Genomic DNA, 13,974 nt, shown 5'->3' with positions numbered 1-13,974 from the left:
GCTCCAAGGGGTCTCCCCGCAGAGGCGTGTCGCTCGAAACGGCCCACACCAACGCGGGGTACTCGGCCACAATGGCCAAGTTCCGCGTCGCGGGCCCTCATGCCTATGGCATGGAGCAGAGCTTCCGGATGGAAGGGATTGGGCCTACCGAAACCAACCCTGCCTTTTTCGACAGGCTTCAATTAGCGCGGAATCGGGACGTGTTCAAGAGCAGCGCATCGCCACTCTAACCGTTCGTGCATCACGCCGGCTCGAGATCGCCCCTTGCCCAATTCTCCTGAGTCTCTGCCATGAAATCGGCAAAGCGGCCTTCGGCGATCGCCTGGCGAATGCCGTGCATCAGTTCCTGGTAGTAGGCAAGATTGTGCCAGGAAAGCAGCATGCCGCCGAGCGCTTCGTTGGCGCGGACGAGATGGTGCAGGTAGGCGCGGGAATAATCGCGCGAGGCCGGGCAGCTCGATTGATCATCGAGCGGGCGCATGTCCTCCGCGTGACGGGCATTGCGGATATTGACCTTGCCCCTACGCGTAAACGCGAGGCCATGACGTCCCGAGCGGGTCGGCATCACGCAATCGAACATATCGATGCCGCGGGCGACGGACTTCAGGATATCGTCCGGCGTGCCGACGCCCATGAGATAACGCGGCTTCTCCGTCGGCAGCTCGGGAAGAGTGATCTCAAGCATGCGTAGCATGACTTCCTGTGGCTCGCCGACGGCAAGACCTCCGACGGCATAGCCCTTGAGGTCCATGCCGCTCAGCGCCTGCGCGGAACGGACGCGAAGCTCCGGAACATCGCCGCCCTGCACGATACCGAACATCGCCTTGCCGGGCTGATTGCCGAAAGCCACCTTGCAGCGTTCGGCCCAGCGCAGCGACATTTCCATGGCGCGCTCGATTTCCTTCGGCGTCGCCGGCAACGCCACGCATTCATCGAGCTGCATCTGGATGTCGGAGCCGAGCAGGCCCTGGATCTCGATCGAGCGCTCCGGCGACATGTGATGCGTGCTGCCGTCGACATGCGACTTGAAGGTGACACCCTTCTCGTCGAGCTTGCGCAGGCCGGAGAGCGACATGACCTGGAAGCCGCCGGAGTCAGTAAGGATCGGATGCTGCCAGCGGATCAGCTCGTGCAGGCCGCCGAGGCGGGCGACACGCTCCGCGGTCGGGCGGAGCATCAGGTGATAGGTATTGCCGAGAATGATGTCGGCGCCGGTCTCGCGTACCTGATCGAGATACATCGCCTTGACGGTACCGACCGTGCCGACCGGCATGAAGGCCGGCGTGCGGATCGTGCCGCGCGGCATGGAAACTTCGCCGAGACGGGCACCGCCATCGGTCTTTTTCAACTGGAACTGAAAGCTCTCGCTCATCTCGTCTTAGTCTTTCCGGTAGAGCAGGCTGCCATCGCCATAGGAATAGAAGCGATAGCCTGTCTCAATAGCATGGGTGTAGGCCGCGCGCATGGTATCAAGGCCGGCAAAGGCCGATACCAGCATGAACAGCGTCGAGCGCGGCAGATGGAAATTCGTCATCAAGAGATCGACCGCCTTGAAGCGATAGCCGGGCGTGATGAAGATGCCGGTCGCGCCGTGCCAGGGCTTGATCGTTCCGTCATCGCCGGCGGCACTTTCGATCAGCCGTAGCGAGGTCGTGCCGACACAGACGATGCGCCCGCCCCTCGCCTTCACCGCATTCAGCTTCGCCGCCGTCGTCGCGTCGACATAGCCGATCTCGAAATGCATCTTGTGGTCTTCAGTGTCGTCGGCCTTGACGGGCAGAAACGTACCGGCGCCGACATGCAGCGTCACGAAATGCCGCTCGACGCCCATGATATCAAGCGCGGCAAACAGCGACGGGGTAAAATGCAGGCCCGCGGTCGGCGCAGCAACGGCGCCCTCCTCACGAGCGTAGATTGTCTGGTAGTCCGTGCGGTCGCGCTCGTCTTCCGGCCGTTTGGCGGCGATATAGGGCGGCAACGGAATATGGCCTACTGCGGCAATCGCCTCATCCAGCGCCGGACCGGAGAGATCGAAGCGCAACGTGATCTCGCCGCCCTCACCCTTCTCCTCGACCACGGCATCAAGAGCCCCAAGGATGCAAACATTTTCGCCATGGCCGAACTGGATGCGATCGCCGATCTTGATGCGCTTGCCCGGCTTGGCGAAAGCTTTCCAGCGGTCGGGCGCGGCGCGCATATGCAGCGTCGCCGACACCTGCTGGCCGGGCGCACCTTCCCGATGACGAACGCCCTCCAACTGGGCCGGGATGACCTTCGTGTCGTTGAAGACGACAGCATCGCCTGCTCGCAGGAAAGACGGCAGATCGCGGATGTGATAATCGCTCAGAGCCGCCTCGCCGTTATTCGGATCGACGACGAGCAGCCGCGCGCTGTCGCGGGGCTCGGCGGGCCTCAGCGCAATGCGCTCATCCGGCAGGTCGAAATCGAAAAAGTCAACGCGCATTCTGGCAATCTCAGCAAAGCGAAACCCGCCCCCACGCCAAAGCGCGAGAGGCGGGCTTCAGGAATAATCACGATCAGACGTCGGCGGCAACCCGAGCGGATACGATCGAGTCCGGATCCTTCACCGGCTCGCCGCGCTTGATCTGGTCGACAATTTCCATGCCGGAGATGACCTGGCCCCAGACCGAGTACTGCTTGTTCAGCCACGGAGCGTCGGCAAAGCAGATGAAGAACTGCGAGTTGGCCGAGTTCGGGTTCTGCGAACGAGCCATCGAGCAGGTGCCGCGAATGTGCGACGTTGCGGAAAATTCGGCCTTCAGGTCGGGCTTCGAGGAGCCGCCCATGCCGGCACGGCCGGGATTGAAGCTCTCGCTGCCCTGCTTGCCGTATTGCACGTCGCCGGTCTGGGCCATGAAGCCGTCGATGACGCGGTGGAAAACGACGCCATCATAAGCCTTCTCGCGGGCAAGTTCCTTGATGCGGGCGACATGCTCGGGCGCTACCTGCGGCAGCAACTGAATGACGACCTGACCCTTGGTGGTTTCCAGGACGAGGGTGTTTTCGGGATCCTTGATCTCAGCCATTTTTGTTTCCTCTTCTCTTCTCGAATTTTACTTCTTGCCGACCGTGACCTTGACCATGCGGTCGGGGTTGCTCACTTCGCCGTTCTGGCCTTCGCCGCGCTTGATCTTGTCGGCGAATTCCATGCCGGAGACGACCTTGCCGACGACCGTGTACTGGCCATTCAGGAAGTCGCCGTCGGCGAACATGATGAAGAACTGCGAGTTAGCGGAATTCGGATCCTGGGCACGCGCCATGCCGACCGTGCCACGCTTGAATGGAACCTTGGAGAATTCGGCCGGAAGATTGGGCATATCGGAGCCGCCGGTACCGGCCTTCTGAGGATTGTAACCTTTGGTCATGTTGCCGTACTGCACGTCGCCGGTCTGTGCCATGAAGCCGTCGATGACACGATGGAAGGCGACATTGTCATATGCACCCTTCTTCGCCAGCGCTTCGATCTGTGCGACATGCTTCGGAGCAACATCCGGCATCAACTGAATGACGACCGGGCCATCCTTGAGCTGGATCGTCAGAAAATCGTCGGCCGCGGCCGAGAAGGCGCTGCCTGCGAAGGCGGCAAGGCTGAGAAAACCTGCCAATGCGAGATGAAAGAGTTTCATGGGTGCTCCGTTCGGAAAATGATTTCGGCCAGTCTTTATTGGACCGTATCTTTTAGCTTGCCTGTCAGGGCTTCAAGAACCGCTGCGGGCACGAAAGCGCTGACATCGCCGCCCATGGATGCGATCTGCCGCACCAATGTGGCGGTTATAGGCCGCGATGCCGTGCCGGCCGGCAGAAACAGGGTCTGAATATCAGGCGCCATCTGGCGGTTCATGCCGGCCATCTGCATTTCATAGTCAAGATCGGTGCCATCACGCAGGCCGCGCACCAAAAGGCTCGCGCCATGCTTGCGCGCCGCGTCGACCACCAGATTATCGAAGGCGACAACGGAGATATCCCCAACCTTCTGCGGCAGCGCTTCGGCAAGCGACCGGGTGATCAATTCCGCGCGTTCCTCGAAGGAGAAAAGCGGTTTCTTGCCAGGATGAATGCCGATCGCGACAATAACCTTGGAGGCGACATTCAGCGCCTGCACGAGGACATCCAGATGTCCATTGGTCATCGGATCGAAGGATCCAGGATAAAAGGCTGTCGTCATACCAGACCGGCTCGTTGTTTGCAGCCTTTTGTCACGGATGGGCCGGTATCGCAAGTCATTTACAACCTCTTGGCTGCCTCTGAACAGCAGATGAATGCGACGTTCAAGCCCGTTTCAGATCAACGGTGCTTTATTCGCACCAACATCGAAACGGGCCGCTTTCATCGGCTCATCCGCCTCCGGCTCAGGGAAGATCAGGCCATGTTGGTCCTTATTGTTGCAGTCGCCGTTATCGGCTCTTTCGCTCTTGAATATGCCGTTCATCTTTTCGCGAACAACTACGAAATAGAATGGGCTTCCCCGGCTAACACCACCAATTCTGCTCAAGAAATCGCCAACGCCATGCGCAAAACGCATCGCGAATCTGAACGCCAGATGAACAAGGCATTCAAGGTCGCTTCAGATGGACGTTGGTAAACAGACGCTCAACATCAAGGCGGAACCATTCACCGGCCGCTGCGTTAAAAGCCCGAACCTTAGATTTGCTCATTGCGGTAAGAAGGAAACAGAGTATGCCCGATAAGATCACCCTTATTAACGTCGTTTGGATGACCATGATTTCGGGAATGCTTGCAGCGACAATCGCTCTCTACGATCAAAAGCCTGACCAGTCGAAGATCTACGGTCCCTTTGCTTCGGCTCGTCCCTTCGTTACCACCAGCCAGTATTAAGGGATCTGAACGCTAGTTCCACGAGAGGAAGGGAGCGATCATGTTCACGATATTAACGGTGCTTACGCTCTTCATCAGCAGCATGTTCGTTGTATCCGTCGCGTCCACAATCTCAGCGCTCCACCGCGAAAGCGAGGAGAGCAAGAAGCTGAACAAACACCATAAGGCGCTCTGAACCAAAGGGTGTTGCGATATTTCCTGATCCCGAGTGCGGCCCTCCAATCGCTCGGGTTAATTCGAACCGGACGCTCCCCCAGCGTCCGGTTTTTTTATGCCGTTACGCCCGCGAGCCTTTCCCCGATCCCCGGCGCCACTACGGGGTGCTGCTCTTGCGACAAGTAGCGCGGCAATCGCTTCAATCGTGCTATGGCTATCCAGTCTCATAGAGGGATCGATATGCGCATTGCTCTTACAGGCAGTTCCGGGCGGCTTGGCCGTGCGATCTTTAACGCCTTAGCGACAAATCACGCGGTTGTCGGGATCGATCGTTCGCCGTTTTCGACGACGCATGTCGTCGGAGATTTTACGGATGCGATGCTGTTGCGCGAAGTGCTGAGGGGTGCGGATGCGATCGTCCATTGCGCGGCTCTGCACGCACCACATGTCGGAACGGTCCCCGATGACGAGTTTTATCGCATCAACGTCGAAGGAACTCGTTTATTGGTTGAGGCGTCCTTGGCCACTGGCGTGAAGCGACTGGTGTTTACCAGCACGACTGCGCTTTACGGCCACGCGGTTCTTCCCGGCCGCTGTACATGGATCGACGAAGACACCGTACCACAACCAAGAAGCATCTATCATCGCACGAAACTGAAAGCCGAGCGGATACTGGAGGATATGGCCGGCCCCGATCTACAGGTGCGCGTTTTGCGCATGTCTCGCAGCTTTCCTGAACCAGCAAATGTAATGGCTGCCTATCGGCTGCACCGCGGCGTCGATATCCGAGATGTCGCTGATGCACATGCCGCGGCGCTGACGAACGGCGGGGATCATTTTCAACGGCATATCGTCTCCGCCGGCACGCTGTTCAAACCGGAAGATTGCAAGGCGCTTGCCGTCGATGCGGCCTCTGTCATCAAATTGCGCGCGCCGGGACTTGCCGCCAAATTCGCGCAGCGAAGCTGGTCTTTGCCGCAAAGCATCGATCGCGTCTACACATCGAAATCTGCAGGCGCTGTCCTCGGATGGCACTCCCGCTTCGGCTACGATGAGGCTTTCTCACAATTGGAGCGAGGAAGCCTGGAAGTTCTTCCGCCCTTTTCCCAGAGCAACGGGCAATCGGAATAGGAACTACTGCGAAAGCGAGGAGAGCAGGAAGCTGAACAAACACCTTAAGGCGCTCTGAACCAAAGGGTGTTTCAATATTTTCGGATCCCGAGTCCGGCCCTCCAATCGCTCGGGTTAATCGAATCGGCCGCTTCCCAAGCGGCTGGTTATTTTTGCCGTAGCGCTACGCCGAAAACCACGAGATCAACAAAAAACCGGGCAGCCAAGCCGCCCGGTCGTCATTCCACGTGCTGAGTTCACTGAACCTTATTCTTCGGTCGTACCCTCGGCATCGCCGTTCGAGATTTCCGTATCACCATTCGGCGCGTCGTCCTCGACACCGTTGTCGCCAGTATCCTCCTCGCCATCCGGCTCGCTGATACGCTCGACCGAAACGACCTTCTCATCCTTGGCGGTCGAGAAGATGGTGACGCCCTTGGTCGCGCGGCTGGCAATGCGGATGCCGCCGACGGGAACGCGGATCAATTGACCTCCATCGGACACCAGCATGAGCTGATCACCCTCCTCAACCGGGAAGGCGGCCACAAGCTCGCCGATCTCGCCGGTTTTCGACGTGTCGGTAGCGCGAATACCCTTGCCGCCGCGGCCGGAAATGCGGAAATCGTAGGAAGACGAGCGCTTGCCGAAGCCTTTTTCAGAGACAGTCAGGATGAACTGCTCGAGCGCCTTCAGCTCTTCATAGCGTTCGTCGTTGAGCTGTCCCTCTTCGGTGACTTCTTCGCCAACCAGCGCGATTTCCTCGTCCTCGCCCGTCGCCGAGCGACGCTCGCTGACGGAGCGCTTGAGATAAGCCGCGCGTTCCCAAGGTTCCGCGTCCACATGGCGGACGATGGTCATCGAGATGATGCGGTCGCCGGATGCAAGGCTGATGCCGCGAACGCCGATCGAGTTGCGGCCGGCAAAGACGCGTACGTCCGAAACCGAGAAACGGATACACTGGCCGAGCGCCGTGGTCAGCAGTACGTCGTCATGCTCGGTGCAGGTCTCGACGGAGAGGATTTCGTCGCCCTCTTCCTCCAGCTTCATGGCGATCTTGCCGTTGCGATTGACCTGAACGAAGTCCGACAGCTTGTTGCGGCGCACGGTGCCGCGCGTCGTCGAGAACATGACGTCGAGATTGTCCCAGGTGCTCTCGTCTTCCGGAAGCGGCATGATCGTGGTGATGCGCTCGCCGGGCTCCAGCGGCAACATGTTGATCAGGGCCTTGCCGCGCGACTGCGGCGTGCCGATGGGCAGGCGCCAGACCTTCTCCTTGTAGACGATACCGTGCGACGAGAAGAAGAGAACCGGCGTATGCGTGTTGAGGACAAATAGCCGGGTAACGAAATCCTCGTCACGCGTGGTCATTCCGGAGCGACCCTTGCCGCCACGCCGCTGGGCACGATAGGTGGTCAGAGGCACGCGCTTGATGTAGCCGAGATGTGAAACGGTAACGACCATGTCCTCGCGGGCAATCAGGTCCTCGTCGTCCATCTCCAGGCCGCCGTCGACGATTTCGGTGCGGCGCGGCGTGCCGAATTCGTCGCGAACGGCGGCAAGCTCTTCTTTTACAATGGCTTGGATACGAATGCGCGACGACAGGATATCGAGATAGTCCTTGATCTCGGCACCGATCTTATTGAGTTCGTCGCCGATTTCGTCACGGCCAAGTGCCGTCAAACGGGCAAGACGCAGCTCGAGAATGGCGCGCGCCTGCTCTTCCGACAGATTATAGGTGCCGTCTTCGTTGATACGGTGGCGCGGATCATCGATTAGCCGGATAAGGGATTCGACATCTGCCGCCGGCCAGCGGCGGGTCATCAGCTCTTCACGCGCCGATTGCGGGTCGGGCGCATGACGGATAACGCGGATCACTTCATCGATATTGGCGACCGCGATGGCGAGGCCCACCAAGACATGGGCGCGCTCGCGCGCCTTGCGCAACAGATATTTGGTGCGGCGGCTGACCACGTCCTCGCGGAAGGACACGAAGGCCCTCAGCATGTCGAGAAGGGTCAGTTGCTCCGGCTTACCGCCATTCAGCGCCACCACGTTGGCGCCGAAAGAGGTCTGCAGCGGCGTATAGCGATAAAGCTGGTTGAGGATAACCTCGGCGTTGGCGTCGCGCTTCAGCTCGATCACCACGCGATAGCCCTGGCGGTCGGATTCGTCGCGCAGGTCGGAGATGCCTTCGATACGCTTTTCGCGCACGAGTTCAGCCATCTTCTCGATCATCGACGCCTTGTTCACCTGATAAGGAATCTCGGTGATGATGATCTGTTCGCGGTCGCCACGCATCGGCTCGATCGTCGCGACGCCGCGCATGACGATGGAGCCGCGTCCGGTCTCGTAGGCCGAGCGGATGCCGGCACGGCCGAGAATCTTCGCGCCCGTCGGAAAATCCGGACCCGGGATGATCTGCATGATCTCCGGCAGCTCGATCGCCGGATTGTCGATCAGCGCGATACAGCCGTCGATCACTTCGGAAAGATTGTGCGGCGGAATATTGGTCGCCATGCCGACGGCGATACCGCCGGAGCCGTTGACCAGCAGGTTCGGGAACTTTGCCGGGACGACGACGGGCTCGCTCAATGTGCCGTCATAGTTCTCGCGGAAATCGACCGTTTCCTTGTCGAGATCGTCGAGCAGCGAATGCGCGACCTTCTGCAGGCGGCATTCCGTATAACGTTCGGCCGCCGGCGGATCGCCGTCGACGGAGCCGAAATTGCCCTGACCGTCGATCAGCGGCAGGCGAAGCGACCAGGGCTGCGCCATGCGCGCGAGCGCGTCATAAATCGCCAGGTTGCCGTGCGGATGGTATTTACCCATCACGTCACCGGTGACGCGAGCGCATTTTACGTATTTCTTGTTCCAGTCGATCCCGAGTTCCGACATGCCGTACAGAATGCGCCGATGGACGGGCTTGAGACCATCGCGAACATCGGGAAGTGCGCGGCTGACGATCACGCTCATCGCGTAATCGAGATACGACCGCTGCATTTCCTCCATGATGGAAATCGGCTCGATGCCTGGCGGGAGCTTCCCGCCGCCGGGTGGTGTTTGCTCAGTCAAAACAGATCACGATCTCTTTTAGAATCACTGCGAAATTTATAGCCGAAAGGCCCTGCAAGCGCCAATTTTGACGGGTGCTTTTGAACAGGCTTTTGCCCTCTTAACCCGCTAAATCGAACATTTCCGTGGCAGAACGTTTTGGCGAGCCCGCATTGCGCTTTGCGAAACGTCATTCCTCGCATATCAATGGGCCAACAACAAATAGAAACAAATGCCGGGGATCATATGGCGAGCGCGGACACGCTGATCAATGCCTTCACAACGCTGCTCGTCACAGTCGATCCGCCAGGTCTTGCTCCGCTGTTCATCGGCCTTACGGCTGGCATGAACCGGGCTCAACGTCATCAGGTGGCATTGCGCGGCTCGCTGATCGCATTCTTCATCATGGCGGCCTTCGCCCTGTTCGGCGCCAGCGTGCTTGGTATTCTCGGCATTTCCATCGGCGCCTTCCGCATTGCGGGCGGCCTGCTGCTGTTCTGGATCGCTTTCGAGATGGTGTTCGAGCGACGGCAGGACAGAAAGGAAAAGACGACGGAAGTCGCAATCACCAAGGATCATATCCAGAATATTGCGGTGTTTCCCTTGGCGCTGCCGCTGATCGCGGGACCCGGCGCCATTTCGGCAACCATCCTGCTGGCCGGTTCGCTGCAGACAATGCTCGACCGAGCTCAATTGATCCTCGTTATCGCGATCAATCTCGGACTGGTCTATGCGGCGTTAGCGATTTCCGAGAGGCTTGACCGTATGCTGGGGTCAACAGGCCGCGCCATCCTGACGCGCCTGCTCGGTGTCATTCTGGCCGCGCTCGCTGCCCAATTCGTCGTGGACGGCGCGAAAGCGGCGCTCAAACTCACATAAACCCATAGAAAGGCCCGCCGGAAATGCGGGCCGTTCAATTCATTTCGATACGACTTGCCGATCAAAGCGACGCGATCAAAACGGAATATCGTCGTCCAGATCGCGCGAGAAGTTGCTGCCGCCGCCGCTTGCGGCGCCGCCACGGCCACCGCTGGCGCCACGGCCCGACGATTGCGACGAGGGCTGGCCATAGTCGTCACCACCATAGTCGCCGCCGTAACTACCGCCAAAGTCACCGCCGCCGCGTCCGCCGCGACCGCCTTCGACAGCGCCTCCGCCTTCGCCCCGGCCATCCAGCATGGTCAGCGTCGAATTGAAGCCTTGCAAGACGATTTCGGTCGAATAACGATCCTGGCCGTTCTGATCCTGCCATTTACGCGTCTGAAGTGCGCCCTCGATATAGACCTTGGCGCCCTTCTTCAAATATTGTTCAGCAACCTTGCAGAGACCTTCATTGAAGATCACGACGCGGTGCCATTCCGTCTTTTCCCGGCGCTCGCCGGAATTGCGGTCGCGCCAGGTTTCCGACGTCGCGATGTTGAGGTTGGCGATCGGACGGCCGTCCTGCGTACGGCGGATTTCCGGGTCCGCCCCGAGATTTCCAACCAGAATTACCTTGTTCACACTACCGGCCATGATTACCTACCCTGCTTGCCGCCCATCGACGGCTCTAAAACTCTATCCACGTACCTTAGACCATTGCCGCCATCAGGCGCTATTTACGCGGCACCATCTGCCGTACTCATCCACAGACATTATATGAAATGCGAAATGATACGCGGCCTTGACCCGACGGCAAATTTGTTCTTTCTTTGTTCTAATTCACCTCTATGATCCTGTCAACCGAATCGAAAACCCGGCGCTGCCCTTCATTTCAGCCTCGACTCACGGGCGGGCATCACTAAATAAGGGCAGACACCAAGGGACCGCAGACGACGATGAGTGAACTGAAGACTATTTCCATACGTGGCGCGCGCGAGCACAATCTCAAGGGGATCGATCTCGATCTTCCGCGCAACAAGCTGATCGTCATGACCGGCCTTTCCGGCTCGGGCAAATCCTCGCTCGCCTTCGACACGATCTATGCCGAAGGGCAGCGCCGTTATGTCGAAAGCCTGTCGGCCTATGCGCGGCAATTCCTGGAGATGATGCAAAAGCCGGATGTCGACCAGATCGACGGCCTGTCGCCGGCGATTTCGATCGAGCAGAAGACCACGTCGCGCAATCCGCGCTCGACGGTCGGCACCGTTACCGAAATATACGATTACATGCGTCTTCTGTTCGCCCGCGTCGGCGTGCCCTATTCGCCGGCCACAGGCCTGCCGATCGAGAGCCAGACGGTCAGCCAGATGGTCGACCGTGTGCTTGCCTTCGGTGAAGGCACCAGGCTTTATATCCTGGCGCCGCTCGTGCGCGGCCGTAAGGGCGAATACAAGAAGGAATTGGCGGAGCTCATGAAAAAGGGCTTCCAGCGCGTCAAGGTCGACGGGCAGTTCTATGAGATCGCCGATGTGCCGGCGCTCGACAAGAAATACAAGCACGATATCGACGTGGTGGTCGACCGTATCGTCGTCAGGCCCGACGTGTCGGCGCGCCTGGCGGACAGCTTCGAAACCTCGTTGCATCTTGCCGAGGGCCTTGCCATTGCGGAATTCGCCGACAAGCCGTTGCCGCCGGAAGAAACCGCGGCCGGCGGCTCGGCCAACAAATCGTTGAACGAGACGCATGAGCGCGTGCTCTTTTCGGAAAAGTTCGCCTGCCCGGTTTCCGGCTTCACCATTCCGGAAATCGAGCCGCGGCTGTTTTCGTTCAACAATCCCTTTGGCGCCTGCCCTTCCTGCGACGGGCTGGGTTCGCTGCAAAAGATTGATCCGGCGCTGATCGTGCCGGAACCTGAGCGCACGCTGCGCGACGGCGCCGTCGCGCCATGGGCCAAATCGACCTCGCCCTATTACAATCAGACGCTCGAAGCACTCGGCAAGCATTACGGCTTCAAGCTCGGCAGCCGCTGGAGCGACCTGTCCGACACGGCAAAAGATGTCATTTTGAATGGCACCGAGGACAAGATCGAGTTTCACTACGCCGACGGTGCCCGTTCCTATACGACGCATAAGAATTTCGAAGGCATCGTGCCGAACCTCGAGCGGCGCTGGAAGGAAACGGATTCCGCCTGGGCGCGCGAGGAGATCGAACGTTACATGTCGGCCGCCCCTTGCCCAGCCTGCAACGGCTATCGCCTGAAGCCGGAAGCGCTGGCGGTAAAAATCAATAAGCTGCACATCAGCCAGGTGGCTGAAATGTCGATCCGGATTGCCCGCGACTGGTTCAACGCGCTGCCGGAGACGTTCACCGACAAGCAGAACGAGATCGCCGTGCGTATCCTCAAGGAGATCCGTGATCGCCTGCGCTTCCTCAACGATGTCGGCCTTGAATATCTCAGCCTGTCGCGCAATTCCGGCACGCTGTCCGGCGGCGAAAGCCAGCGTATTCGCCTGGCCTCGCAGATCGGCTCGGGCTTGACAGGCGTGCTCTATGTTCTTGACGAACCGTCGATCGGCCTGCATCAACGCGACAATGCCCGCCTGCTGGAAACGCTGAAACATCTGCGCGACATCGGCAATACGGTCATCGTCGTCGAACACGACGAGGATGCCATTCTGACGGCGGATGACGTCGTCGATATCGGCCCGGCCGCCGGCGTGCATGGCGGCGAAGTGGTGGCGCATGGCACGCCGCAGGACATCATGGCCAACCCGAAATCGATGACCGGCAAATATCTCTCCGGCGAACTCGGCGTGCCCGTTCCAGACGAGCGTCGCAAGATCAAGAAGGGCAAGGAGATCAAGGTTATCGGCGCGAGAGGCAACAACCTCAAGAACGTGACGGCCTCGATCCCGCTCGGCGTCTTCACCGCAGTCACCGGCGTTTCCGGCGGCGGCAAGTCCACGTTCCTGGTCGAGACGCTGTACAAGTCGGCAGCCCGCCGCGTCATGGGCGCGCGCGAAATCCCGGCCGATCATGACCGCATCGATGGCTTCGAACATATCGACAAGGTGATCGACATCGATCAGTCGCCGATCGGCCGCACGCCGCGATCGAACCCGGCAACCTATACCGGCGCCTTCACGCCGATCCGCGATTGGTTCGCCGGTCTGCCGGAAGCCAAGGCGCGCGGCTATCAGCCGGGCCGCTTCTCCTTCAACGTCAAGGGCGGCCGCTGCGAAGCTTGCCAGGGCGACGGCGTCATCAAGATCGAGATGCACTTCCTGCCGGACGTCTACGTCACCTGCGACGTCTGCCACGGCAAGCGCTACAACAGGGAGACCCTGGACGTCACCTTCAAGACCAAGTCGATCGCCGATGTGCTCGACATGACGGTCGAAGAGGGCGTCGATTTCTTCGCGGCCGTTCCTGCCGTGCGCGACAAGCTGCAGTCCCTGAAAGATGTCGGCCTCGGCTATATCAAGGTCGGTCAGCAAGCCAATACGCTTTCTGGTGGCGAGGCGCAGCGCGTCAAGCTAGCCAAGGAATTGTCGAAGCGATCGACCGGGCGCACGCTCTATATCCTAGACGAACCGACCACCGGCCTGCACTTCCACGACGTCGCCAAACTCTTGGAAATGCTGCACGAACTGGTCAACCAGGGCAATTCGGTTGTTGTGATCGAGCACAATCTCGAGGTCATCAAGACGGCCGACTGGATCCTCGACTTCGGTCCCGAAGGCGGCGACGGCGGCGGCGAGATCGTCGCGGCAGGCACGCCGGAGACTGTCGTCAAGGAGAAGCGCTCCTATACCGGTCAGTTCCTCAAGGAATTGCTGGAGCGGCGGCCGATGAAAAAGGTGGTAGCGGCGGAGTGAGCTAGCTTAAAGCGCGTCGCGATCTTTCAGACTCGCTTCTTGCGCTTTGAGTTTTTGGTTT

Annotated in this window: 13 protein-coding genes; 6 read left to right on the top strand and 7 right to left on the bottom strand. The window is 59.5% G+C overall.

The genetic code is table 11. From position 1 onward, the window contains the following. Positions 1 to 241: 241 nt before the first annotated feature. From tgt to coaD, 5 genes are all read right to left on the bottom strand, one after another. Positions 242 to 1,372: a tRNA guanosine(34) transglycosylase Tgt gene (gene tgt / locus ACXHXG_RS28345; protein WP_104823063.1), complete on the bottom strand. Its 1,131-nt coding sequence runs from the start codon at positions 1,370 to 1,372 to the stop codon at positions 242 to 244. 6 nt (positions 1,373 to 1,378) lie between these two features. Further along, the gene (queA, locus tag ACXHXG_RS28340; protein ID WP_457901466.1) at positions 1,379 to 2,464 is read right to left on the bottom strand and encodes a tRNA preQ1(34) S-adenosylmethionine ribosyltransferase-isomerase QueA; all 1,086 of its coding nucleotides are present in this window, start codon (positions 2,462 to 2,464) and stop codon (positions 1,379 to 1,381) included. A gap of 73 nt (positions 2,465 to 2,537) precedes the next feature. Further along, positions 2,538 to 3,047: a peptidylprolyl isomerase gene (locus ACXHXG_RS28335; protein ID WP_104823061.1), complete on the bottom strand. Its 510-nt coding sequence runs from the start codon at positions 3,045 to 3,047 to the stop codon at positions 2,538 to 2,540. 27 nt (positions 3,048 to 3,074) lie between these two features. Next, positions 3,075 to 3,647: a peptidylprolyl isomerase gene (locus ACXHXG_RS28330; protein ID WP_104823060.1), complete on the bottom strand. Its 573-nt coding sequence runs from the start codon at positions 3,645 to 3,647 to the stop codon at positions 3,075 to 3,077. A gap of 35 nt (positions 3,648 to 3,682) precedes the next feature. Then, positions 3,683 to 4,186 carry a pantetheine-phosphate adenylyltransferase gene (coaD, locus tag ACXHXG_RS28325; RefSeq protein ID WP_199773545.1) on the bottom strand — a complete coding sequence of 168 codons (504 nt, stop codon included), beginning with the start codon at positions 4,184 to 4,186 and terminating at the stop codon, positions 3,683 to 3,685. Here coaD and ACXHXG_RS28320 point away from each other — a divergent pair. The 4 genes from ACXHXG_RS28320 to ACXHXG_RS28305 all read left to right on the top strand — a co-directional run bounded on the left by ACXHXG_RS28320 (position 4,136) and on the right by ACXHXG_RS28305 (position 6,144). Further along, positions 4,136 to 4,603: a hypothetical protein gene (locus tag ACXHXG_RS28320; RefSeq protein WP_283051470.1), complete on the top strand. Its 468-nt coding sequence runs from the start codon at positions 4,136 to 4,138 to the stop codon at positions 4,601 to 4,603. The two genes, coaD and ACXHXG_RS28320, sit on opposite strands and share 51 nt — an antisense overlap. Before the next feature lie 95 nt (positions 4,604 to 4,698). Next, positions 4,699 to 4,857: a hypothetical protein gene (locus tag ACXHXG_RS28315; RefSeq protein WP_162950149.1), complete on the top strand. Its 159-nt coding sequence runs from the start codon at positions 4,699 to 4,701 to the stop codon at positions 4,855 to 4,857. 40 nt (positions 4,858 to 4,897) lie between these two features. Next, positions 4,898 to 5,032: a hypothetical protein gene (locus ACXHXG_RS28310; RefSeq protein WP_280951160.1), complete on the top strand. Its 135-nt coding sequence runs from the start codon at positions 4,898 to 4,900 to the stop codon at positions 5,030 to 5,032. Positions 5,033 to 5,253: 221 nt separating this feature from the next. After that, positions 5,254 to 6,144, top strand: coding sequence for an NAD-dependent epimerase/dehydratase family protein (locus ACXHXG_RS28305; protein ID WP_457901465.1), 891 nt, complete (start codon positions 5,254 to 5,256; stop codon positions 6,142 to 6,144). Positions 6,145 to 6,390: 246 nt separating this feature from the next. On the opposite strand, the gene gyrA is transcribed toward ACXHXG_RS28305, so the two are convergent. Then, positions 6,391 to 9,195: a DNA gyrase subunit A gene (gene gyrA / locus ACXHXG_RS28300; RefSeq protein ID WP_457901464.1), complete on the bottom strand. Its 2,805-nt coding sequence runs from the start codon at positions 9,193 to 9,195 to the stop codon at positions 6,391 to 6,393. A gap of 225 nt (positions 9,196 to 9,420) precedes the next feature. On the opposite strand from gyrA, the gene ACXHXG_RS28295 reads away from it, so the two are divergent. Then, positions 9,421 to 10,053: a MarC family protein gene (locus tag ACXHXG_RS28295; RefSeq protein ID WP_104823057.1), complete on the top strand. Its 633-nt coding sequence runs from the start codon at positions 9,421 to 9,423 to the stop codon at positions 10,051 to 10,053. Between the two features lie 75 nt (positions 10,054 to 10,128). Here ACXHXG_RS28295 and ACXHXG_RS28290 read toward each other — a convergent pair whose 3' ends face one another. Further along, entirely contained in the window at positions 10,129 to 10,689 is a 561-nt protein-coding gene (locus ACXHXG_RS28290) for a single-stranded DNA-binding protein (protein ID WP_457901463.1), read from the bottom strand. Between the two features lie 302 nt (positions 10,690 to 10,991). On the opposite strand from ACXHXG_RS28290, the gene uvrA reads away from it, so the two are divergent. Continuing rightward, on the top strand, positions 10,992 to 13,913 hold the full coding sequence (gene uvrA, locus ACXHXG_RS28285) for an excinuclease ABC subunit UvrA (RefSeq protein WP_457901462.1): 2,922 nt from the start codon (positions 10,992 to 10,994) through the stop codon (positions 13,911 to 13,913). Positions 13,914 to 13,974 lie beyond the last annotated feature (61 nt).

Source organism: Rhizobium sp. LEGMi-198b (genome assembly GCF_054114205.1).
This window is presented reverse-complemented; position numbering and strand designations above follow the sequence as displayed.